This is a genomic window from Pelodictyon clathratiforme (assembly GCF_982375515.1).
This window is the reverse complement of record NZ_OZ455102.1, coordinates 256,838-279,196: the sequence shown is the minus strand read 5'-3', so window position 1 is coordinate 279,196 and position 22,359 is coordinate 256,838. Positions and strand designations below refer to the sequence as shown.

19 protein-coding genes and 1 pseudogene are annotated in these 22,359 nt (G+C 48.1%); 7 read left to right on the top strand and 13 right to left on the bottom strand.

Going from position 1 to position 22,359, the window contains the following annotated elements; genetic code table 11:
• Window positions 1–17: 17 nt before the first annotated feature.
• The 6 genes from rplC to rpsL form a co-directional block, all read right to left on the bottom strand.
• Entirely contained in the window at window positions 18–647 is a 630-nt protein-coding gene (gene rplC, locus AC56AD_RS01410; protein WP_012507118.1) for a 50S ribosomal protein L3, read from the bottom strand.
• 21 nt (window positions 648–668) lie between these two features.
• Entirely contained in the window at window positions 669–980 is a 312-nt protein-coding gene (rpsJ, locus tag AC56AD_RS01405) for a 30S ribosomal protein S10 (protein WP_012507117.1), read from the bottom strand.
• Between the two features lie 77 nt (window positions 981–1,057).
• A complete protein-coding gene (gene tuf, locus AC56AD_RS01400) occupies window positions 1,058–2,239 on the bottom strand; it encodes an elongation factor Tu (RefSeq protein WP_012507116.1) in 1,182 nt (393 codons plus the stop codon).
• A 68-nt stretch (window positions 2,240–2,307) separates the two neighbouring features.
• Window positions 2,308–4,422 (bottom strand): elongation factor G, encoded by a 2,115-nt coding sequence (gene fusA / locus AC56AD_RS01395; protein ID WP_012507115.1) that lies wholly within the window; start codon window positions 4,420–4,422, stop codon window positions 2,308–2,310.
• A gap of 40 nt (window positions 4,423–4,462) precedes the next feature.
• Window positions 4,463–4,930, bottom strand: coding sequence for a 30S ribosomal protein S7 (gene rpsG, locus AC56AD_RS01390; protein WP_012507114.1), 468 nt, complete (start codon window positions 4,928–4,930; stop codon window positions 4,463–4,465).
• Window positions 4,931–4,960: 30 nt separating this feature from the next.
• Window positions 4,961–5,371: a 30S ribosomal protein S12 gene (gene rpsL / locus AC56AD_RS01385; protein ID WP_012507113.1), complete on the bottom strand. Its 411-nt coding sequence runs from the start codon at window positions 5,369–5,371 to the stop codon at window positions 4,961–4,963.
• A gap of 533 nt (window positions 5,372–5,904) precedes the next feature.
• On the opposite strand from rpsL, the gene AC56AD_RS01380 reads away from it, so the two are divergent.
• The 5 genes and pseudogenes from AC56AD_RS01380 to AC56AD_RS01360 all read left to right on the top strand — a co-directional run bounded on the left by AC56AD_RS01380 (window position 5,905) and on the right by AC56AD_RS01360 (window position 7,700).
• The gene (locus AC56AD_RS01380; protein WP_012507112.1) at window positions 5,905–6,180 is read left to right on the top strand and encodes a transcriptional regulator; all 276 of its coding nucleotides are present in this window, start codon (window positions 5,905–5,907) and stop codon (window positions 6,178–6,180) included.
• 484 nt (window positions 6,181–6,664) lie between these two features.
• Window positions 6,665–6,928 (top strand): hypothetical protein, encoded by a 264-nt coding sequence (locus tag AC56AD_RS01375; RefSeq protein ID WP_012507111.1) that lies wholly within the window; start codon window positions 6,665–6,667, stop codon window positions 6,926–6,928.
• Window positions 6,910–6,960: pseudogene (locus AC56AD_RS01370) on the top strand (hypothetical protein); the annotation flags it as partial. The gene AC56AD_RS01375 and the pseudogene AC56AD_RS01370, both read left to right, overlap by 19 nt.
• 210 nt (window positions 6,961–7,170) lie before the next feature.
• A complete protein-coding gene (locus AC56AD_RS01365) occupies window positions 7,171–7,401 on the top strand; it encodes an addiction module protein (RefSeq protein ID WP_012507110.1) in 231 nt (76 codons plus the stop codon).
• The gene (locus AC56AD_RS01360) at window positions 7,398–7,700 is read left to right on the top strand and encodes a type II toxin-antitoxin system RelE/ParE family toxin (protein WP_012507109.1); all 303 of its coding nucleotides are present in this window, start codon (window positions 7,398–7,400) and stop codon (window positions 7,698–7,700) included. The genes AC56AD_RS01365 and AC56AD_RS01360 overlap by 4 nt, the downstream gene beginning before the upstream one ends.
• Before the next feature lie 123 nt (window positions 7,701–7,823).
• Here AC56AD_RS01360 and AC56AD_RS01355 read toward each other — a convergent pair whose 3' ends face one another.
• The 6 genes from AC56AD_RS01355 to AC56AD_RS01330 form a co-directional block, all read right to left on the bottom strand.
• Window positions 7,824–10,571: a phospholipase D-like domain-containing anti-phage protein gene (locus tag AC56AD_RS01355; RefSeq protein WP_012507108.1), complete on the bottom strand. Its 2,748-nt coding sequence runs from the start codon at window positions 10,569–10,571 to the stop codon at window positions 7,824–7,826.
• Between the two features lie 3 nt (window positions 10,572–10,574).
• The gene (locus AC56AD_RS01350; RefSeq protein WP_049759871.1) at window positions 10,575–12,491 is read right to left on the bottom strand and encodes a hypothetical protein; all 1,917 of its coding nucleotides are present in this window, start codon (window positions 12,489–12,491) and stop codon (window positions 10,575–10,577) included.
• A gap of 66 nt (window positions 12,492–12,557) precedes the next feature.
• A complete protein-coding gene (locus AC56AD_RS01345) occupies window positions 12,558–14,270 on the bottom strand; it encodes an IS1634 family transposase (RefSeq protein WP_012507107.1) in 1,713 nt (570 codons plus the stop codon).
• 152 nt (window positions 14,271–14,422) lie between these two features.
• Entirely contained in the window at window positions 14,423–15,553 is a 1,131-nt protein-coding gene (locus AC56AD_RS01340; protein WP_049759870.1) for a DUF1156 domain-containing protein, read from the bottom strand.
• A gap of 5 nt (window positions 15,554–15,558) precedes the next feature.
• Window positions 15,559–16,167, bottom strand: a complete 609-nt coding sequence (locus AC56AD_RS01335) for an anti-phage-associated DUF3780 domain-containing protein (RefSeq protein ID WP_012507106.1) — start codon at window positions 16,165–16,167, stop codon at window positions 15,559–15,561.
• Entirely contained in the window at window positions 16,167–19,280 is a 3,114-nt protein-coding gene (locus AC56AD_RS01330) for an anti-phage-associated DUF499 domain-containing protein (protein WP_012507105.1), read from the bottom strand. The genes AC56AD_RS01335 and AC56AD_RS01330 overlap by 1 nt, the downstream gene beginning before the upstream one ends.
• 612 nt (window positions 19,281–19,892) lie before the next feature.
• On the opposite strand from AC56AD_RS01330, the gene AC56AD_RS01325 reads away from it, so the two are divergent.
• Both AC56AD_RS01325 and AC56AD_RS01320 read left to right on the top strand, forming a co-directional pair.
• A complete protein-coding gene (locus AC56AD_RS01325; protein WP_012507104.1) occupies window positions 19,893–20,921 on the top strand; it encodes a toll/interleukin-1 receptor domain-containing protein in 1,029 nt (342 codons plus the stop codon).
• A gap of 100 nt (window positions 20,922–21,021) precedes the next feature.
• Window positions 21,022–21,729, top strand: a complete 708-nt coding sequence (locus AC56AD_RS01320) for a hypothetical protein (RefSeq protein WP_012507103.1) — start codon at window positions 21,022–21,024, stop codon at window positions 21,727–21,729.
• A gap of 81 nt (window positions 21,730–21,810) precedes the next feature.
• On the opposite strand, the gene AC56AD_RS01315 is transcribed toward AC56AD_RS01320, so the two are convergent.
• Window positions 21,811–22,353, bottom strand: coding sequence for an NUDIX domain-containing protein (locus tag AC56AD_RS01315; protein WP_012507102.1), 543 nt, complete (start codon window positions 22,351–22,353; stop codon window positions 21,811–21,813).
• Between the last annotated feature and the right edge of the window lie 6 nt (window positions 22,354–22,359).

Here is a 22,359-nt window from a genome sequence, read left to right as displayed (position 1 = left end):
CTTCGTGCATTCAGCATTTACTTTTTTGTAGAAACAATCTTGACATAGGAGTTCTTTGGGCCCGGCACCGATCCCTTGATAACAATAAGGTTAGACTCAGGCATGATCTTGAAAATCACAAGATTCCGTACCGTAATATTGTCTGAACCCATTCGTCCGGCCATTCTGGTACCCTTGAAAACCCTCGATGGATCGGATGAACCACCAACAGATCCTGGCGCTCTCTGCCTGTCAGACTGACCATGTGTTCTCTGACCGCCACTGAAATTGTGACGTTTCATGACACCGGCAAAACCTTTTCCTTTTGAGACTCCGAGAACATTGACCTTCTCACCTTCGGTGAACGATTCAACACTTACAGCACTGCCCAGCTCAAGCTCCTGATTCAGTTCCTTAAAATCAAACTCAGCCAACTTGAAACCCGGCGCAACGCCTGCTTTTTTGTAATGACCCTGTAACGGTTTGCTTACCTTCTTCTCTTTCCTTTCTCCAATACCAATCTGATAAGCGTCGTAACCCTCTTTATCTGCACGTTTAACCTGTGTTACAAAGCATGGACCTGCCTGGATAATCGTGCAGGATACCGCCTCGCGTTTCTCATTGAATAAACGGGTCATGCCGATTTTTTTTCCAAGAATCGCACCCATATGATTATCTTTTCTAATTCTTTAAGACTTAATTTCAACATCAACGCCGCTTGGAAGTTCGAGCTTCATCAGCATATCAATGGTTCTGGATGTCGGGTTTATAATTTCAATCAACCTCTTGTGAGAGGAGAATGAAAACTGCTCACGGGACTTCTTGTCGACATGCGGAGACCGGTTTACGGTGTAAACATGCGATTTTGTAGGCAGCGGTATTGGACCAAAGATAATAGCATCCGTCTGCTTGACCACATCAATAATCCTTAGAGCCCACTTATCAACCAGGCTATGGTCGTAAGACTTGAGCTTGATTCTTATCTTTTGCTGTACAGCCACTTGTCAACCCTGTTTCGTGTTATCAATAAAAAAGGGACGGGATTTACGACCCCGTCCCGGGACGCCATACACTCTTCTTATTCAATAATCGTGGTAACGGAACCCGCACCAACGGTACGACCACCTTCACGAATAGCAAAACGCAGGCCCTCATCCATAGCGATCGGGGCAAGCAACTCGACTTCAACACCAAGGTTGTCACCAGGCATAACCATCTCGACACCTTCAGGCAGCGTTACAGAACCGGTAACATCTGTTGTACGGAAATAGAACTGGGGACGGTAACCGTTAAAGAACGGTGTATGACGGCCACCCTCTTCCTTCTTCAGAATATAGACCTCAGCCTTGAACTTGGTGTGCGGCTTGATGGTGCCCGGTTTGGCAATAACCATACCACGCTCAAGTTCTGTTTTATCAACACCACGGAGAAGAAGACCAGCGTTATCACCAGCCTGACCTTCATCAAGAAGCTTCTGGAACATTTCGATACCGGTAACGACCGATTTGCGTGTAGGTCTCAGACCGACGATTTCAACCTCTTCGTTGATCTTGATACGGCCTCTCTCAATTCTGCCGGTACCAACAGTACCACGACCAGAAATAGAGAAAACATCTTCGACCGGCATCAGGAACGGCTTGTCAATGTCGCGAACTGGATCAGGGATAAAGGAATCAACTGCATCCATAAGCTCCATAATTGCCTTTTCACCTTCAGGATCACCTTCAAGAGCCTTCAGTGCGGAACCCTTGACAATCGGAATATCATCACCAGGGAAATTGTACTGAGTCAAAAGCTCTCTCAGCTCAAGCTCAACAAGCTCGATAAGTTCAGGGTCAGCAATATCAACTTTGTTCAGGAAAACAACAAGTGAAGGGACGTTTACCTGACGGGCAAGCAGGATGTGCTCGCGAGTCTGAGGCATAGGACCATCAGTACCTGCAACAACAAGAATGGCGCCATCCATCTGGGCTGCACCAGTGATCATGTTTTTAATGTAATCAGCGTGACCAGGACAGTCAATATGCGCATAGTGACGCTTTTTTGTCTGGTACTCAACGTGCGCTGTTGAAATGGTAATACCACGCTCTCTCTCTTCAGGAGCCTTGTCGATACTGCCGAAGTCACGCGCTGCAGCAAGTCCCTGCTTGGCGAGAACCGAAGTAATCGCTGCGGTCAAGGTTGTCTTGCCATGATCAACGTGACCAATGGTTCCTATATTGACATGGGGTTTATCCCTTTTGTAGGACTCTTTTGCCATAACTTATCTCCGTGTCGGTTATCTGTTATTGTTTGTAGTAATTAAAACTGGTACAGCCATCGCCTCGCTTAGTCCGAATCCTTGCTCGTCCTCTTCTCCTGCAAAGCTTCCGCAATACTGCGTGGAACTTCGCGATAACAATCAAACTCCATGGAATAATTCGCTCTTCCCTGACTCATCGAACGCAAGTCGGTCGAATATCCGAACATTGCTGAAAGCGGAACCTTGGCGTTGACAAACTGGGCTCCTGCCCTCTGCCCCATGCCTTCGATATGACCACGACGGCTCGACAAATCACCCATGACATCACCAAGATACTCATCAGGCGTAACAACCTCGACCTTCATGATCGGCTCAAGCAAAACCGGATCAGCTTTCTTTGCGCCACCCTTGAAACCGATGGAACCAGCGATCTTGAATGCCATTTCCGAAGAGTCAACCTCATGATACTTGCCATCCAGAAGTGTAACCTTGATATCCTGCATCGGGAAGCCTGCAACAACACCACTCTTCATCGCCTGCTGAACACCAGCATTAACAGCCGGAATATACTCCCTCGGGATAACTCCACCCTTTACAGCATCAACAAATTCATATCCCTTGCCCTCTTCAAGCGGCTCAACGCGGAGAACGACCAAACCAAACTGACCTTTACCGCCGGACTGACGAACAAACTTACCTTCAAACTCCACAGACTTTCTTATCGTTTCACGGTAAGCAACCTGCGGCTTGCCTACGTTGGCCTCAACCTTGAACTCACGTTTCAGACGGTCAACCAGAATCTCAAGATGCAGTTCACCCATACCGGCAATAAGCGTCTGACCCGTCTCATCATCAGTTTTCACCTTGAAGGTCGGATCCTCTTCTGCAAGCTTGGCGAGTGACATACCGAGTCTGTCGGAATCGCTCTTGGTTTTAGGCTCGATAGCAATCTCGATAACCGGCTCAGGAAAAACCATCTTCTCAAGAACCACCGGACTGTTTTCGTCGCAAAGCGTATCTCCGGTTCTTACATCCTTCAGACCAACAGCAGCAGCGATATCGCCACAATAAACACAATCTATATCTTCTCTCTTGTTCGAGTGCATCTGCAGTACACGACCGATTCTCTCTTTCTTGCCGGTCATCGTATTGAGTACATAACTTCCTGCCTTGAGCACGCCGGAATAAACCCTGAAAAAGGTAAGCTTCCCGACAAACGGATCCGTCGCAATCTTGAATGCGAGCGCAGCAAACGGCTCCTCATCTTTCGGTTCGCGAGTAACAGGCTCTTCGGTACGTGGATGATGACCCTCAACGGCGCCGACATCAACAGGTGAAGCAAGATACTCAACAACAGCATCAAGCATAAACTGGACACCCTTGTTCTTGAAAGAAGAGCCGCAAAGCACCGGAATAATGGTAACCTTCAGCGTTGCCTGACGCAACACATTCCTTACCTCTGACTCAGTGATATCCTCACCGTTCAGATATTTTTCAAGAAGCGTATCGTCATGCTCCGAAACAGCCTCAAGCATATTGATCCGCCATGTCCTTGCCTCATTCTGCAGGTCATGCGGAATCTCGACCTCATCATAGGTACTGCCATCTTCTTTATTGTAGATGATACCCTTCATCCTGATAAGATCAACGAAGCCGGCAAAAATCTCGCCCTCTCCAATCGGTATCTGAAGAGGAACCGGATTAGCACCGAGTCGTTCCCTGATAGCCTTTACCGTCTCAAAAAAGTTTGCGCCAGTCCTGTCCATCTTGTTGATATAGGCAATCCTCGGCACACCATACTTGTTTGCCTGGCGCCATACCGTCTCGGACTGAGGCTCCACGCCACCAACGGCACAAAAGAGCGCAACAGCGCCGTCAAGTACACGCAGGGAACGCTCAACCTCAACCGTAAAGTCAACATGGCCAGGCGTATCGATAATATTGATACGGTGATTAACTCCGATATAGTTGCCAAACTTCGGCATCCAAAAACAGGTTGTAGCAGCAGAAGTGATGGTAATACCACGCTCCTTCTCCTGATCCATCCAGTCCATCGTCGCACCACCATCATGCACCTCACCCATCCGATGCAGACGACCGGTATAATAGAGAATCCTCTCTGTCGTCGTCGTCTTTCCGGCATCAATGTGAGCCATGATACCGATATTCCGTACTTTATCTAAATCAACCAGCCGTGCCATAACAAAATTTTAGACCTTTAATCCACACTTTAACAAACTCTTAGAACCTGAAATGCGCAAACGCCTTGTTAGCATCAGCCATACGGTGTACCTCATCACGCTTCTTAACCGATGCACCCTGCTCATTGGCAGCATCCATCAGCTCGGCAGCCAGCTTCTCAGCCATAGACCTGCCTCCGCGCTTTGCAGCATAAATCTTCAACCAGCGAAAAGCCAGTGCTCCTCTCCGCGAAGCTTTCACCTCCATCGGAATCTGATAGGTAGCACCACCAACCCTCTTGCTGCGAACCTCAACGACCGGCGCAATATGCGACATAGCCTTGCGGTACACCTCAAGCGGATCTTCTCCGGCAAGTTTCTCGGCAATGATAGCAAACGCATCATAGACTATCTTTGTAGCAACAGCCTTCTTACCATCAAGCATCACAGCATTGATAAAACGGGCAACACTCTCGTCCCCGTAACGGAAATCAACACCGATTCTTTTATAGCCAACTTTTTTGGGCATGTTCTTCTCTGAATTTATGATTCGACTTATCTACCTTTTACCCTTACCCTTGACCGGAGCTGGCACACCAGCTTTCGGCTGTTTGGCTCCATACTTCGACCGACTCTGCTTACGATCAGCCACACCGGACGTATCCAGCGAACCACGCACAATATGATAACGCACACCAGGAAGATCCTTTACCCTGCCGCCACGAATCAGAACAATTGAATGCTCCTGAAGATTGTGACCTTCTCCCGGAATATATGCTGTGACTTCTATCTTGTTGGATAACCTTACACGCGCAACCTTCCGTAACGCGGAGTTAGGCTTTTTTGGAGTTGTTGTGTAAACACGAGTACAAACCCCCCGCTTTTGCGGGCACTTCTCAAGCGCCGGAGACGCTGTTTTTGAGGCTTTTACACTTCTTCCGAGCCTGATAAGCTGCTGAATCGTCGGCATACTGAAACTCTCTTTCTTTTTAAAAAACCCCTGATTACAAAAAACGCAATGCAATGCTTAAAAATCCATAAGGACAGACAATGTAAGCGAATTATGAAAAAAAACAAAACCTAAATGAATATATTTCGCCTTCTGATGAAAATAATCTGCACCATCCCTTAACCCCCGCCAGAACAGGCAAAACAGCCGGTTCAGTGGTCTGCGAAACTTCCTCTTATATTATATACCACTACCGATCCATGATGGAGAAGCCCTTCTTTCAACAGGTAATCCGGCAAAACCCGGAGCGCTTTGTGTGTGGGCTGTCGCAATCAAGCGCAGATTTTATTCAGTCTGTTGAATTATTCACTCAATAGACTAAGCAATATTTGAATAACATGAGCGATTCACAGGCATAAACAAAATATACAACTTCCTGCATCCCAAATAGATAAACTCATCCTCCAAACCATATAACCGTAATGATAAATCACAAATTATCGTTATGACAAGTAGAGCTACACCACTATACCCCGCTTTGTCGCCGCTTTTCCATGCAGACCGTCTGTGCAAGGGCCAACCTTTCACGTCCTACGCTCTACAAAATTGAGACTGGTGACCCGTCGGTTGCTATCGGCTTCTACGTTCAGGTGCTTCGCGTCCTCGGACTGCTTGCGGACTTGTCGTTGATCGCCAAAGAGGACGCACTTGGCCGTCGCCTGCAGGACGAATCGCTTCCCCAGCGGAGAAGAGCGCCACGCAAAAAAGTACCAGCAGGAGCGAGTGATGGCGAACCAGGAAGCAGCGCCATTTTTTCGCCTCAGCCATGACCATGCGTCACCATACCGACACCGACGATGCCAGTTATCTGGAACTGGCAGAACATCTATTCCCCGTGAAGCCCCCGTCAAACGCCACCAAAATCGGCCACTTATTTTAATGACTGTCGGCTCATCCAAAGTGCCTATATTACCGAAACAAATTCCTGCTTTTTCCCGATTATGCTGATTGAGCTAAACAGTGTCAGGTATGAGAGCAAATACTTGGCGCCATTCCAATGGAGGATATGGACTTGGTCATCATTCCAAACACTCGAACCTTAAGCGTCAATCCAGGAAATCCGAATATTGCGACCTCAATAGCAAAGTAGAAGCCTGGCCATTCACTGAAGCTGACAGGCGGGTAATCCAGCAGCCTGGCTCTATCGTTTTGCAGACACAAGAGTATCCGTTTACATAAAACACACCCAGGTAATGAGTTAAAACAATACCAAATTGAACAGGTCGTTGAGGAACTGAAATCAAGGGGACTTCTATGAAAGACGTTCTGGTCTTTAAGGACTATACAGGATCGGTACACTTCAATGCAGATGATGAGGTGTTTTTTGGCAAGATCGAGGGAATTGAAGATCTTATGTCATTTGAAGGCGATAGTATCATTGAACTGAAAACAGGATTTGAAGAGGCTGTAAACGATTATCTTGAAATATGTAAAAACAACGGCGAGAAAAATAAAATGGGAGACTTGATGTCCGAATTGCGCCAGACATCCACCAAAAAGCACCAAGGCTTGCTTTGATGAAGGAAATGTCTTTAAACCTGTTCATTTAAAAAAAGCGGTTGAAGAAGAGGTAATTCGTGAAAGTAGTAATGTGTAACTCGAAGGTGCAGAACAATCTCTCCGACCGGTAGCGTATTGAACGCATACGTTTATCAAAACTAATCGCTGGCACAGTGTTTGGAAGCAGTTGAAAACGACCCATTTTTTAATCCGTACTCGTCAGGCAATGATAACCTCAACAATTAATAGGAGATACTAACATGCCAATGACAATAAAAAAAATTGAATCAGAAGCACTCAATCTGGATATTCACTCCCGAGGCAGTCTCGTTGGCAAACTGCTCTTGAGTCTGGATGAGCCAACAGTGTCGGAAGTCGAACAACTTTGGCTGGATGAAGCAGAAAGGCGACTTGATGATTATCGTGCAGGGAAGGTTCACGGTATTTCTGGTAACGAAGTATTCAAAAGAGCGATAAGCGAATTGTCATGAACTATGAATTCTTGCCGGAAGCAGATGAAGAGTTTCGGGAGGCTTCCCGCTACTACGAAAATGCAGCTCCCGGAGTAGGCTTGGCATTTATTGCGGAAGTACATAGGGTAATATCCATAGTAATTTCCAATCCCCTTGTCGCAAAACAAATAAGAGGCACTATCCGCAGCAAAGTACTCCTTCATTTTCCTTATAGCTTGTTCTATTCCATTGAATCCGATTTAATTTTGATAGTCGCTGTAGCCCATCAAAAAAGGCGCCCAACATACTGGCGAAGCAGATTAAAACGTATGGAATGAGACGTTCACCCATAGTACACCTCTATAATCATATCCGATAACTCTCTTGTGCAGTGGCGATACCAATATGCAATGCCTCCTCTTCGCTTCTTGTCGCTACAGCTTGTTCAACCACATCCAATTTTACCATCCCCTCTTCCCCCAGGGCTTGCTCATAACGGCGTTGATATCCTTTTGCGACAGCACACGGGCACACTCCTCCCAGCGGTCATCTTCGCTCTTGATGGTACTACCCCAAGTGGTCTCAAAGATATTCGCGACCTGTTTGCGCATATGGAGGTGAGTGTCTGCAAGCTTGACAAATCCCTCAATGTTGTCTATCCAGTCATCCTCAATACAATCAGGTAATCCCCCGAAAATATCGTAGCGCTCTTTCATCCGTTCAGATATTTTTGCGTAGACATCTTCATCACGTGTGGCATGATAGGTGAGGTTGAGCATATCCACGCTTTTGCGAGCCTGACCAAATCGCTTGATCCGCCCCAATCGCTGTTCAAGTCTGGCTGGGTTCCAGGGGAGATCAATATTGATAAGGGTTCCAAGTGTCTGCAAGTTGAGTCCTTCACACGCGGCATCGGTAGCGACAACCAAAGAAACTTCCCGCTCTTTGACCATTTTTTTAATACTGTCGCGATTGATTGAGACAAATTGATCCCCTCGATAGAGCCCGCTTTTCCCCGCGCCTGCATAGACGGCAACAATCTGCTCAGGGAAAAGTTTCGCAAGTTCCAGGGCAACCCAATTGACGGTATCATAATATTGGGAAAAGACGATGCAGCCCCACTCGTTCCAGCTCTTCCCTTCGCTTTGAAAATGTTGCAGAAACCATTTCACCGCCCTAAGCTTGGGATCAACCGCCTCACTTCGGGATAACTCTTCAAGGATGATGTGCAGATATGAAATTTCAGCTTCTGTCAATGTTTCAAGGACACTGCGCTCGACTTTTTGTATGTCGTCATCGTCGTGTTCATTGAGCTGCTTCTTGAGCATCCTCGTCACGGTCAGTTTGCCAGACTCAAAGGATGAACATATTCGCTGCAAAAAGATTGACCGCAACAGTTGAGCCCCTTTTGTCCGCTTACTGAGTTCCGAGACAAAGCTTTCCGCAGCCTGATAGGCAAGCTCGAACGGGTGGTTGGTCATGAGGCCAATGCCCTGAAATACCGCTCCAGTATAGGTGCCGGGCCGGGCATCAGGAATCGGGTGAACACTGACCGCAATTTTATCGAGGAGACCCGCATTTTCAAGTGCTTCACGTCTTCTTATCACCACATGCCGAATGAATGGATTATTGCGATGAAAAAAATCAGTACCAAGAATTGACTGCAGATCCATTTTTCGGGTCATGAGAGCTAACGATTCCGGGGCTGCATCGGTAAAGAATTTGGAATCCGGAATACCAAGATCGGTGCGAATCATTCTGACCAGACGGGCTGCACTCTGATCCATCATGGGTGTTTCTCTTGCCGGAAGCGGTGCGCGAAGAAGGTTCCATGCCGTCATTTCATCTGAAACAACCTCTTCGCCGGTCACCAGTGGCACTGTTTTTTCCCAGTCTCGCCATGAGGAGACATAATCGCGTCCCATCACAAATTCCGCCCCCTGATTGAGAAGAGCAACAAGATCCCATAGCTCACGAACGTCGGTCTGAATCGGTGTTGCCGTTCCAAGCAGAACATGCTTCGAGTTCTTCACAACTTCCCGCATGAACGCCAGCAGATTATTTGGTTCCTGCTCTTGCTTCAGCCCGCCTCTGACACGCGCCTTGTGAGCTTCATCCAGTATCAACGTCCCAAATCTGAGATTCCTTAAAATACCAGCCTCCTCGGAGTCATGCACAATCAGCCCTGTTGAAACAATGGCAATTTGATAAGGGGCGTGGGCAATATCTTCTGCACCTCGTGAAGGGACGGGCCGTCCATCCGGTGTTAACCAGTGTTTGGCGTTGGAGACCCAGACCGCACTTGGAATGCCCAGCCAGTCATTGATCTCTGTCTGCCATTGCAGGGTAAGCGTCGCAGGGCAAAGAACAAGGACCGGGCCATCACCAAGCAGGGCGGCAACAAGAGCGGCAGTAGCCATTGAGAGGGTTTTGCCCAATCCAACCTCGTCAGCAAGAAGCAGCCTTATTTTTCCAAACACGTTACGGTGTTGGAGAAAGCTTGTGACAAAGGAGCGCTGCCAGGGCTGCAATTGCTCACCGCCACGGTAGATCGGCGATTCAATCATGGCCGCCGCTGGTATCTCCTCCGGCTTCAGATCGGCAAAACTCACCTCAACTCGCTCACTGATGCGCTTTACCTCGGTGATTATGGCATCCGGCAGATCGTGACCCAGTTTCCACAGTGCATCGAACTCCTGCTCCACCCAGTCGCACCCTTCCGCCGACTGGTCTTCCCATAAAATTTCATGGTTCTTTGAGAAGGCTGCCCGGCTATCGTTGACCGACCCGAGAAAGCAGGTTCGCTGCCCGTTTGCCAGTGTAATGAGCCCAGCCTTGCCATGAACAAAAACGGTGTTTTTCGGAACAACCTTGATGTGCACCCGCCCCGACAAAAGCAGTTCGTAGAGCTTTTTGTACTGCTCCCGGTGCATCAACGCCTCTGTTTCCACCGGCATCTGATTCCACCGCTCTTTCAGCGCCGCTTCCCGTGCTGCCTTGGAGACCATGATATCATTGGGGTCAAGTTCGCTGTTACAGATAATGCGAACATCAGGGATATGTTCAATCTCCTCACCAACCAGCTCAAAGATGGATGAGCGAAAGTATCCGGCAATCCGTTTGTAGGAGCGTGCATTGTGAAGTTTTTCGGCAAGGAAAACGTGATCAAGCCGTTCACGCAATGAAGAAAATCTTCGGATATCGCCCATAGCTCAGCAGGTTCCGTCGTTACGAATCAAGTCACGCAAAATCATGGCACACCGGCTCTCATCATCACGGATACCGACTGTTTTTTTCGAGAGATAATCAGCAAGAGCGATGAGTTTGTCGCGCTTCTGGTAGTACTCCAGAGCAAGCTGACGGAACTGGTTCAGAATATCGTCCGATGAGAGCTTGTTTTCGAGAAGCAGATAAATGGCATAGAGAATGCTTCGGGTTGCGGTCAATCCAAACGCATCCGAACTGCTCATTCCGCGCTTGCCGAAGATCTGCGCCGTTTTAAGGGCGGTCTCGTTCGCTTTGGTGTCGCCAATCAGCTCCGAAAAATCGGCCACCTTGAATGCCTTGGCAAAGTTCTGATAGTTGGAAAGCATGTGTACACCGCGACTCTCCATATCAACCATTTTCAGGTAGAAGCGCTCTGTATTGCTGAGGTCATTCCACACCTCACGGCTTAACCCCTGGGGCACAAGATGCTGGTTGGCCAGATCGACCGCGAACTCAATAAGCTCATCGACCATGGTTTTTTGCCCCTTCACACGGGGACGGAGAGCCTCCTGAGCCATATCAACTCCGTTGATGGAGCCATAACGGGTAAGCACCCGCAAAGCAGCAGCATAACCCGCCATCTGGATATCGGCATCCTCAAAGAGGTTTTCTTCCCGATAGAGCGCTTTGGCATTTTCGTTCAGCCCGGTAAGAAAGAGCACCTGACGCTCCACCTCATCAATCAATTCATAGGCAATTTCATCCCGGGCACCGTCAAGGTTATCAGCCCGCTTGCGCAACACCAGCAGAATGGTGCCTTTCACATATTGACCGCCCCTCAACTCGCTATCAGTTTCTGTGACGACATACCAGGCAGCAGTAACCTTCAAGCCAGAAGCCCAAACAATGTTTGCCATATCCGCCCAGATTGAACCGCTTTGATGGGTAAACATGATGATCTGCAAGCCATTGTCCGGCATATATTCGGCCATCCGCTTGTAGGCGTTGATCATGCTGATTTTAAAGTCATGATCTTCCCCCTTGATCGCCAGTTTACGACGGCTGTCCCATATCCAGTCAGAGAATTCAGCCGGGGGATTTTTTCGCAGCCAAGCGATGAAGAATTCGAGAATCTCCTCGTACTTCACTGCATCACCGTAGGGAGGATCGGTGATGTAAATGTCGTTTATTGTTTCAATCTGGTCCGCAGAGAGTGTCTCTATCGTAAAACAAAGCCTATCATCACATGGAATAGATTTTATGTTTTTGCTCAAAACACCAAACATTTGATCTATAGACCGAGTTCCATAGTTGAAAATTGTATTCAATGCCTGATTATAAAAAGCATTTGTAGGGCTATCACTTGCCCCACCTACAAATTTCCCGCTTCCATCTTTAGCAATACGCCGCCCAGATGTAGCCCATCGACACAATTTACTGGTATAATCAAGGGCTCCAGAAAATAAGACAACCAATTCTGGTGAAGATAAGGCTCTTTTAATCAGAGCCAAATAAAGCAATTGACGACTTGGCCATAGGTGATGCCAATGAGTCCATCCTCGCTCACGATATAAGCGCTCAGTTTCATCACCTGTCTCAATCCGCATGTCCGGCACCCAACCCTTTTCCTGCCACTCTGCAAGGTGTTCCTGGACATAAGCGGTAACTTTTGCCTCTCGTTCCAAATCATCCAGAGTAACACTCCTGAATTCTATTTCTGACCGGCTTGTGGCATAGTCCTTAAACCACTGAATTGCATAGAGCCGTTCATTGAAAATATCATCATCACGGAAGACAATGTCTGAAACACCCCACTGCCGAAGCCGGTTCCGATTGATGCGCTTGCCATTGACAATCTCATTGTAATCACCGCGAATACTTGAAATTTTGTTGCGGTGTTCAAAACCATTGACAGTATGCACTAAACTCTGGTTCTGATAGGTGCCGTTTTCTGCATGTATCCTGAAAGTAGGATAAAGCGCACACTATCATGAGGTCACTCCCAGATATTTCAGGAACAGCCGATCTCTGGCTACGGATTCAGTAGACCAGCGGTAGTTGCCCATGACAGTTCGTACTTGAGTCGTCTCAATGCAATCGAACCAATCCAGAATCTGAGCGAGAGATCGTTGCTCAAGCCACTGTTCCAATTTTTTTTCGAGATTGACAAGTGCTTTGGTTTTTTCGCTTCCGTTCTTTCCAAGCTCTGCCCGCATTTCCTTGATTTTCTTGGTCAGGAAGCAATGATACCCCAGTGACACAAACTGTACGAATTGCCTTCCCCGCAGGTTGTCTGGATGCCATGTGCGCGGCCTTGCTCCATCAAGGCCTCCCTTCACCACGGCGAAGATCTCCTCTATTTTTTCACGCAATCGATAGTCTGCCAACGCTGTGAAGGTCTTCATGGCCTGATTGCTGACGAGCGCAAAATAGCCGAAGTATTTCGTCGCTTCGACAATGGCCTTGTCGTTGAAACCGACCCTCAATTGTCCACCACGCCCCTTTTTTGAGCAGATCAGATATCGCTCGATTTTTCGTTGCGCAGATTTCGTGAACTCCATCACCCCATCTTCTACTTGAGCTTTGAGTTCAAACAGCTCCTTGCGGAAGTCGAGCTGCTTCTTGGTGTCGCTGTTAGGGGAATAGAAGACATGGACATAAAGGCGGCGCACGAACCTCTCTTCTTCTCCGCTCAGCTTGCCGTTTCGCGACAGTTGGCGCACTCGACCGAACTCGTGCATTCTCATCGCCGTGGCGCCGCAAACCGACGGATCAAACTGGCAAGTGCTCGACATGCCCGCCAGCGTCTCCCGAAGCGCATCCACCGTCTCGCGAACCCAAGTGATATTGGGGTCAACCAGAGTAAGGAATTTCATGTTGCGCAAGGCGAATTTCATCATGTTCCCCTCACTGTAGTAGCCGTTATCGGTAACGATCAAGGGTTTCTCAAGGTTAAAGCACTTGAGTTGCTTCAGGGTGTTCTCAATGGATATGACGTCCGGAACATTGCCAGGCTGCTTGGCGAATGCTAACGGCTCGCGTTCCTTTACGGAATACAAGGTTAGAAGCTTGATGGTTTTCAGTCCGTCACCATCCTTATTGAACCCATGCCGTGCTTCCGACTGGTTCTCGGAGTAGGTCGATATCGTGGTCGAATCAAACGCCAGCACAGGTGCCTTGCCCAGGCGATCCGCCCGGAAGGAGAAGTAGCGCTGCACGCGGTCTTCGTCGCACCCGACACATTTGAACAAGTCACTGTAAACGTCTTCAGTGATAACTTCGCTGTAGGGAAGGGAGTGCATTACCTGCCAACCCTCAAGGCGTGGCAAGGTGTTTCCGCCGGAACCGATCCAGTAACGCGCAATAGAGAGAATCTTGGCAGCGTCGCCCTCGCTGAACGAAGAACGCACGTCATCGTCAATGCCGGAGGCTTTACCGACCCACTCCAGAAGATCCGTGAGGCCACTGTGCCTGCGTAGCGCACCAACCAAGCCCCCTTCATTTTTGCTTTTTTTCGGGCGTGTAGGGATTATCTCCTGTGTTCCCGACTTGATTTTCCCTTGGAGCTTCTGACTGACGGTATAGGTCTTTCTGGTTCGTTCATTATAGCCTGTAACCCGCTCATAGATGTAAATATCGCCATTCGGGCGCCTTTCACGCCGTTCGCCAACGTGAGTTTTTCCAGTTACTGGTTTAGACACGGGGTATTCTCCTTTTTAAAGTGTTTTCCTTATTATACATACGTACACGTTAAAAAGCAAGAAAAAAGCGCGGTTTTTCTAAAAAAAACACAACTTCTCCGGAAAAAACACAACTTTTTTTGAAATAGTGCTCAGGTGGCGATCTTTTTTAGTTAATGTGTGCGCTTTATCCGACTTTCAGGATGTATCAACTCTTCAGCAGTAACATCATATTCAAGCGCAATATCATAGCGTTTGTTAACCTTATCCGGGAGCAATTTCGCGATGACTCTCTTTCCTTTGCTCACAACCAGCGTTGGCAAAACAGGCACTTTCCAGCCAGAGGTTGGACAAGTCACCTCAAGGCAATAGAGATAGACCTTCCCCCGCCAACCGTTGCCATCAGTTTCAATTCCAAGAGCATCAATCTCTTCCTTGACTTTCGCCGCAAGAGCAACCTGTTCATCATCAATCTGTTCACGCTCTTCTGCACTGGCGCCAACAATATTGAAGGCGCCCCAGGTCAGCATACAGGCAACCGGGTTGAGGTCAGAGGCATAGACATCACAGCCGAGACGGGCCGCTTCAAAGGGAATCTGGCCTGATCCGCAAAAGGTATCGGCCACACGAGGGCGATGGCCAAAACGCATAATGCCAAGCTGTTCGACCAGCTCAGGAAACGATGATGCCACCGTGCCAAGATGCTGATTGACACGGCTCCAGATATGGGTATGGAGGTTATCAAACATCTCCTCTGCCCGCTTTGCATTGCCGATGCGCTCTTTGTAGGACTCTTTCGGGAGAAGCGGCAGACACACGCGGTGCAACTCGTCAGGGTTCACATCACTGCGCCAGTGTACCTTTGCGTACTTGGCAAAACCGTGCTTGTCGTAGTATTGGTAATCTTCAATCCTGAAAGGGGCTGACATCGGGAGCTGACCTTCCGGCGTTACCCGTACATGCTCCTCGATATCCTCAATCTCAAGCGTTTCAACGGCAAGTTTTGCGGATGGCAGCCCCCTGCGCTTCGAGACGGAGAGGTCATCCATCCCCATCAGCAGCTCAAAAATTTCAAGATCTTCTTTCGGGTTTTCTGTAGCAGGCAGCAGTGCGCCTAAAACACAGGCACGGCCAAGCACAAGGGGTTTTCGCCCTTTCCAGTATGAACCAAGTGCCGTGAGCGTTTGCCCTGAACCGGCCATACGCTCTTTATAAATATCAACGGAGAGGCGCTGCACTGGCAAGAGCGTTTCAATCAAGGCCGGTGCCTCTTTAAGGCTGAAGGGTATAACTGCACTCGACATATTGCTCAATCATTGCTCAATGAATCAAAAAGACCGATGGAACGGGGATCATTTTCAGGAACTTTTTTCTTTGGTTTTGGCTGGGCTTGGCCATCCGAAAGCGCCAGATACAAAGCCTTGCGCCACCCCCTGCCGGAATCTTCAGCCAATCCACCTTCTGCGGCAGTCACCGTGTAGAGCCACCACCGTTCTTCGGGTCGCAACGCTCTCCATTTTCGGCAGATAACCTCTATCTCATCGTCATTTGCAGCATGTTCAACGGCCCAGACAAGCACACAAAGCTCTTTGCCAAGCATACGGTCAAGGTAATTGTCCTGGGGTTTCCATGTTGAAATTGATACTTTTTTGGAGCGAAGCCGGGCGTTGAAGTCGCGTTTGGCCGTCTCTGCAACGAGCTTCCATTTTGAACGGGGAAGCATGGCACGAATTTCAAAGTCGGGCGTTCCGTTGATACCAGCGAGATAACCGTAATCTTCCTGAACAATAATATTACCGGTCATGCCAGCGGGAACGATAACCCTGAAAACATGGGAGCCATAAGCTGAGGGCGCCCCAAAGCCAAGGTATCTCTTTTTTGCCGAGGGGTCGAGGCCAATCAAGTTGCTGTTTGTCATCACGCCTCCTGCCATTCGCTGCTTTTGTAGTGATGCCCGATTTTTTGCGCAAAATCAATCATATCCTGCCCTGTCTGAAAACGGGCATTTCGGAAATGGATCGTCAGAGAAGCGGTCGGCGAAAAGTCATCAATGACCGCGCTCAAAAGATGCAGCAGCTTTTCGCCTGAAATGGGTTGCCCCATTCTGTCGAGCCTGCCAGCCGCTTGGCCATGTTGCACACTGATCTGCACTTCATCAAAAACAACGTTTCGCTCACTTGCCTTGTTGAGCGCCGAAAAAACAAGCTCTCTCGAATTCAGTGTCACACCGTTTGAAACCGGAAAAAGTACGGGCAGCGTGAGAGGCGGCTCCTTTGCAACACCGCGCCCGCTTCCAGGATCACCAGAAACGATCTGGTAATCTGCTTTTTTCTCAAGGCCGCTCGCTTCAGCAAAAATCAAAAGCCGGCGGGGTTGGTTATCAACTTCAAAGGGCCCAGTGTACTCTCTGCCATTCCGGGGTTCTGAACCATCAAGAGTATATCGAATAGTGTCAGCTCTTGGAAGCACCGGAATACGTACGGTGCGTACCTTTCCAATTTCAGGGGTTATCTCCCACTGTATTTTCAGCTCATTTTTCCAAATTTTCGGCTGACCTGTCTCAGTTTTTCCCGAATAATCAACCGCCAGAAATGCCACGGTCAAGGCATCTGTTACCAGCTTCCGGTCATTGAGCTTTGGGCTCTCGGTCGAAACCTCTCCATTTTCTGCATAGTGAACATGGGTCGTTTCAGGATTGGAGTTAAGAACGGTCACCTCCAGCATTATTTTTCCGGCATCATTCATTTGCCCCAGGGGAAGAACCTGAACGCCGGAGACCTTGGGTTTTGGTTTTTTTGAGATCCACCCATTTTGCAGGTCTTCCCAAAGAGCCTCAGTGATAGCCCGCTGTTTGATTCTCTCCAGATCGCCGGGCACAAGAAAATACATGGAGCAGTTGGATTGCGCCCGATCCCTGATATCTGACCATGCCACTTCATCCTGATTTTCAAAGAGGCGCTCGATACGGCTGCGGACACCACTGAACTTTGTACTCTCCACCCAATCAACGTAAAGCTTGACCGGATCTTTGGTGAGTGTTGCAATAATCTGGTTTTCACCATCCGTTGTATTTCCGGTATGCTCCAGCGGTCGGGCCTCAAGTTTTGGCTCCAGCCCTGGGCGTTGCGAAGGAAAAAGGAGCTTGTCAAAGAGTGACTTGACAACACTGTTGAACTGATGTTCATAGCTCGCTTTAAGATCTTCAAATTCCTCCCATTGCGGGTCTCCTTTCTTTACTTTCCCCGTAGTATTCGCCTGGCCGACAGCATAGACCTGACGGGCAGCTTCATGCAATTTGCCAACCTCAAACGATTTTTCGCCGGTGAGCACCAGCAGATTGTTTTTTCGTACAAGCGTTGAAAAAAGCTTGCCAACCTCTTCCGGTGGCAATTTTGAATCTGGCGAAATGATTGCGAGGACGCGGTTTACCTGTACCTCCTTTTCAATTTCATCAATACTTGGCAGGGCCAGCACTTTTTGATAGGCTCTTTTGCTTTTTGGTTCGAATGCCTCTCGCAGACGATGTGCAATCAGCTCTGAAACTTTGGGTTCAGGCGCTCGTGCAGCAAGACCGGTAAGCATCTTGGTGAGGTTTTCGAGCTTGTCAAAATAGATGCGACCTTCGGCTGATTTATGGAGATACCAGCTTGATTTTGTAAGGTTTTCACAGGCCTGCTGGTAAAAACTCAGATCAGCATTCGGGGTGGCGAGGCATTCAAGGGTTTCCGAGAGGGTAAGGCCTTTAACCGGATTGACCGCCGTTGAGAGGCTTGAAACAAGAAGCAGATTGGCAACCTGAGCCGCAGCGTCGTTGCCTGCATTTGCATCAATGGTTTGAGCATGGGCGCTGCCATCGGAAGAGTAGATATCCCTTGCAACCGCATCGTCGAGTCGTGAGATGGAGATGATTTTCTCTCTCACCTCATCAATGGAAAGATCAAAGTGCTGCGGGCCGATAAGCATGACATCGTTTTCTTTCCGTTCCCAGACCGACTTTAACAGCCGTGAGGCAAGCTCCAACAGGCCACGCGTCTGCTGAAACTCCTTGTTTTCCTTGAAGAGGGCAAAAATGTGTTTCATCTGAGGGTGAAACGGATAGGTCTGCTCCACTTCAGAGGCGAGTTGCTCCGGCGATTTCTGTTGCTCAATGGTTTTTGAGCGCTGCGCCTGCTCTATTGCCTTGCCGAAACTTTCAGCGATATGGGCAATTTGTGCGTTATCCGGCAGCCGGGAAAACAACCTTTTTTTGAGAATTGCGTAGGTTTCATCCCCCGACAGATCAACCGGGGTAATATTGAACTCTATTCGATTCAGCTCTTTACGAGATGATTCAAGCGCAGCATTGATAATTTGGGTGCCTTCGGCGTAACTGGCTTCCAGATCGGAAACAATGATACAGATGTTCTTTTTGCCGCTCGAAGCCGTAAGCAGGTTGGCAAAGGCTCTCCCTGCAATATCCGCAACCGTCCCGCTGCCGACAGCCTGCGTGCGATAATAGCCAAAGTACGTCGGCATTTCATCCAGCAAAATGAGAACCGGAGCCTCTATGTTGTCAAACAAAGCCTGCCAGTGCTCCTGCCCCGGTGACTCTGTCCCCGCTTTAAAAAAACCTTCAGAGCCAAGCTGCGCCGCAATTCTCCCCCAGAAATAATCATTAGGCTGCTCACGACCATTGAAAAAGGCCACTTGAGCCGCGCCAAATGCATAACGGGAGGAAGTTTCAGGAAAAAATTCCGTGCGGAGCTTCGGGTGGCGAGCAAGAAACGCCATCGTTTTGATCAGATGGGTCTTTCCTCCACCCATTGCCTGCTTCAATCGGAAAACAGGCCGACCACCTGAAGAGCCAGAAAGCCGCTTAAACCCCTCATTCACCAACTCTTTCATCCCGTTGGTCAGGTAAGAGTGCTTGAGGAAGAGCTGGCCAGCCGCAGCGTCAATAGAGTCATTGTCGATTCGCTCGATACTGTCGCTGATTCTTATCTCCAGCGCTCCTTCATTGAGCTGGCAAATATCCTTTACGGTTGGAAGCATAATGACAAGGCTGATTTATGACCGATATTGTGCTGTGGGGCACCTTGAACTGGTTGCAATTTCAGTAGTTACGGTAACGATAACGAATGGAAGCTGTCGTTTTTTGAACTACAGCCTGTATAATACGAGATTTTGCCTTTAGTTGGACGGGGTTCAATTAATAATGGGCATGAAAAGAGGGTTGGAATACCATTATCATGGCGTTAGCCGCAAATTTTATGTAGCTTCCAACAGCAAATCAAGCCAGAAAATGGTGGTACAATTTTGCCGGAATATTCAACAATGTCAAGTTCATTCATCAATAGGTTAAAAAAACACGCTGTCAACCGAAGAATAATTCAAATCCATGCGTACATTGTCTTGGTTCTTGATCTGCAAAAGAGGGCGTCGTGAGTGCCTTTATGCTGATCCATACAAGAAGCAGAAATAAACTCAATTTAATTTTCTTAACTGCTTTTCGCATATAAGAGTCGCGCTGTTTTGAATCGTGCACATACGGTGCGTTATGTGGGTTACAATTCAAAAATCCGCAGTTTAGGCAGATCAATCTGATTATAATATAGGGTTTAGAAAGACAGTCCAGGCACTGTAAAGAGATAAAGGAGAGAAGCGATGGCAGTAGTATTCATCAGTTATAGTTGGATCGACGAATTCGATCCGGTACAGAACCGGTGGGGTCGCGTGCCTAATCCCAGAGTGAGAGAACTCGCCGATCGTTTACGCAACGATGGTGTAGATGTCAGACTTGATATCTACTTTCGCGATGGTCTCCACGGCTTTTCTCAGCCACAGCCAATACCTGGCAATCCTCAGGATCCTTGGCTTGCTTGGTCGGCTCAGCAGATCGCAGAAGCCGATTCAGTATTGCTCTTTTGCACGCCCGAGTATGCCTACTCGGATCCCGCGCACCGTATGTTCAATGGCGAATGGTCTGACTGGTCTCAACTGAACGAAACTACCAGAATCGATCGGCAACACGACGTTCCCTTTCGCTGGTGGGACTGGTATGCGATCAATCGAGAGTCGTCCGAACGACCAGAGAAATTCATTCTGATCGGTCTCGGACACTACCACAGGGATCAAATGCCACCTGTAAACCACGGCGCCAGCTACACTGACATCGCAACCGAAGCTGGCTATAACACACTTCTGATGCGTATCCTCCAGGTCTGGCATAGGCGCGTTCCACGCCAGGGGATCTTCATCAGCTACGCTCATAACGACGGTGACCACTGGTTACAGATGCTACGCGTTCACCTTTCGTGGCTCGAACGCAACCATGGCGTTGAGATCTGGAGTGACCAGAACATACAGCCCGGGCAGAAATGGCGCAGAAGTATCCAAGAAGCACTTCATCGGGCGAAGGTGGCCGTACTTCTCGTATCAGAAAACTTCTTGAACTCCGACTTCATTACAAACAGCGAGTTACCGAAAATGCTTCAGGCGGCTGAATCTGATGGCGTGACGATCTTTTGGATTCCTGTCCGCTCCTCTTCATACAGGCAAAGCCCGATCAGTGAATTCCAGTCGGCACATCCACCTGAGAAACCATTATCAAGCTTACCCGCTCCCGAGCAAGACCAAGCATTCGTTGCCATCGCCGAGAAGCTCGCAGCAATCCTCGGGCTTGTTGAACGTTAGACATAAAATAGATCAGGATGAGTGTTCTGTAAACAATCCCGCAGTCCAAGATGCAGAAATAACATCGTCTCCCTATAGTCAATAATCAAGACACTGAACGATGCAGCTAAATAACGACGGAAAATCTCTGGGAGAAGCAGAGTTCAATAATCTTTGCTCACATTACAAAGATACCTATGAAATTCATCTTGCCAGCATAAAACAGCGCGACATCCTATTTTATGCTCTACTGATCATTCTTGCATTTTTCTCTTTGCAGGTCACATCAACTGCACTTGTAAATGGAGCTTTAACCCAAATCATAAATAATAAAGTTGGCGTTATCGTCGATAAGGGTTCTAATCTGTTTGGAGCACTGCTATGGCTATTGCTATTTGGTGCATCTTCTAAGTATTTTCAAATAGTAGTTCAAATTGAACGTCAATATGACTATATCCATCACTTGGAAGACGTATTGAGCGGAAGGTATGGCGGAACACGAGTATTTACAAGGGAGGGTAAATCTTACCTTGAAAAGTATCCACTTTTTTCGAAATGGATTTGGTTTTTGTATACTGCGGCATTTCCAGCAATTATTTTGTTGAGTATATCGCTCAGAATAAAAGGTGAAATCAATAGAATAGATGTCTTAGGGTTTGAGCTAATTCCTAGCTTCGTCTGTTATTTTCTTGTTGTCATATCAACAATTCTATATCTATGGAAACTACATGGCGCATTTCTATTGAAAATTGTCAACAGTTGCATTTACCAGATAAAGAGAAGCTTGGAAACATTGACAAGGCAAGGCGGCCACTGGCGCAACTGGTGATGCTCACGGCACGCATTGCCATCCGTAGAATCGTTATACTCCCAATCAATCATCTTACTGGTGTCGGAATGAGATCAAGAATTACCTGATCGAGTTTTTCTGAGCAATTGCCACAGCGGCGATACTGGTAGCATCCGTAATTAAGCCATCAAAAACCATTTGGTCAAATTCCGAAAGCGTTACATAACGAACCGTAATATCTTCAGTCGCCTCCATTTCCGTAGGACCTTCGGTTAGATCCTCTACTGTAAAAAGATGTACCAGATCGTTTGTTGAACCCATTAGTGTGTGTAGAGAAACAAGAGAAGTCCACCGCCCTCCATATAGACCGGTCTCTTCTTTTAACTCCCGTTTTGCTGTCTCCAAAGGGTCCTCTGTCATTCCGAAACCCTCAAAAGCGCCTTTCGGAATTTCCCATGAATAGCAAGCAGGAGCATAGCGATACTGCCCGACAAGACAAATATGGGTATTGCCACGATACGCAACAATCCCTACTCCACCTTTCATTTCAACGACGTCATAAGTCCCCGGTTTTCCATCTGGCCGAAGTACGCTATCCTCTCGTAATCGAATCCACGGGCTACGATATATCTCGCAACTACTATTCCATTTCCATTCACCCATTCTAAG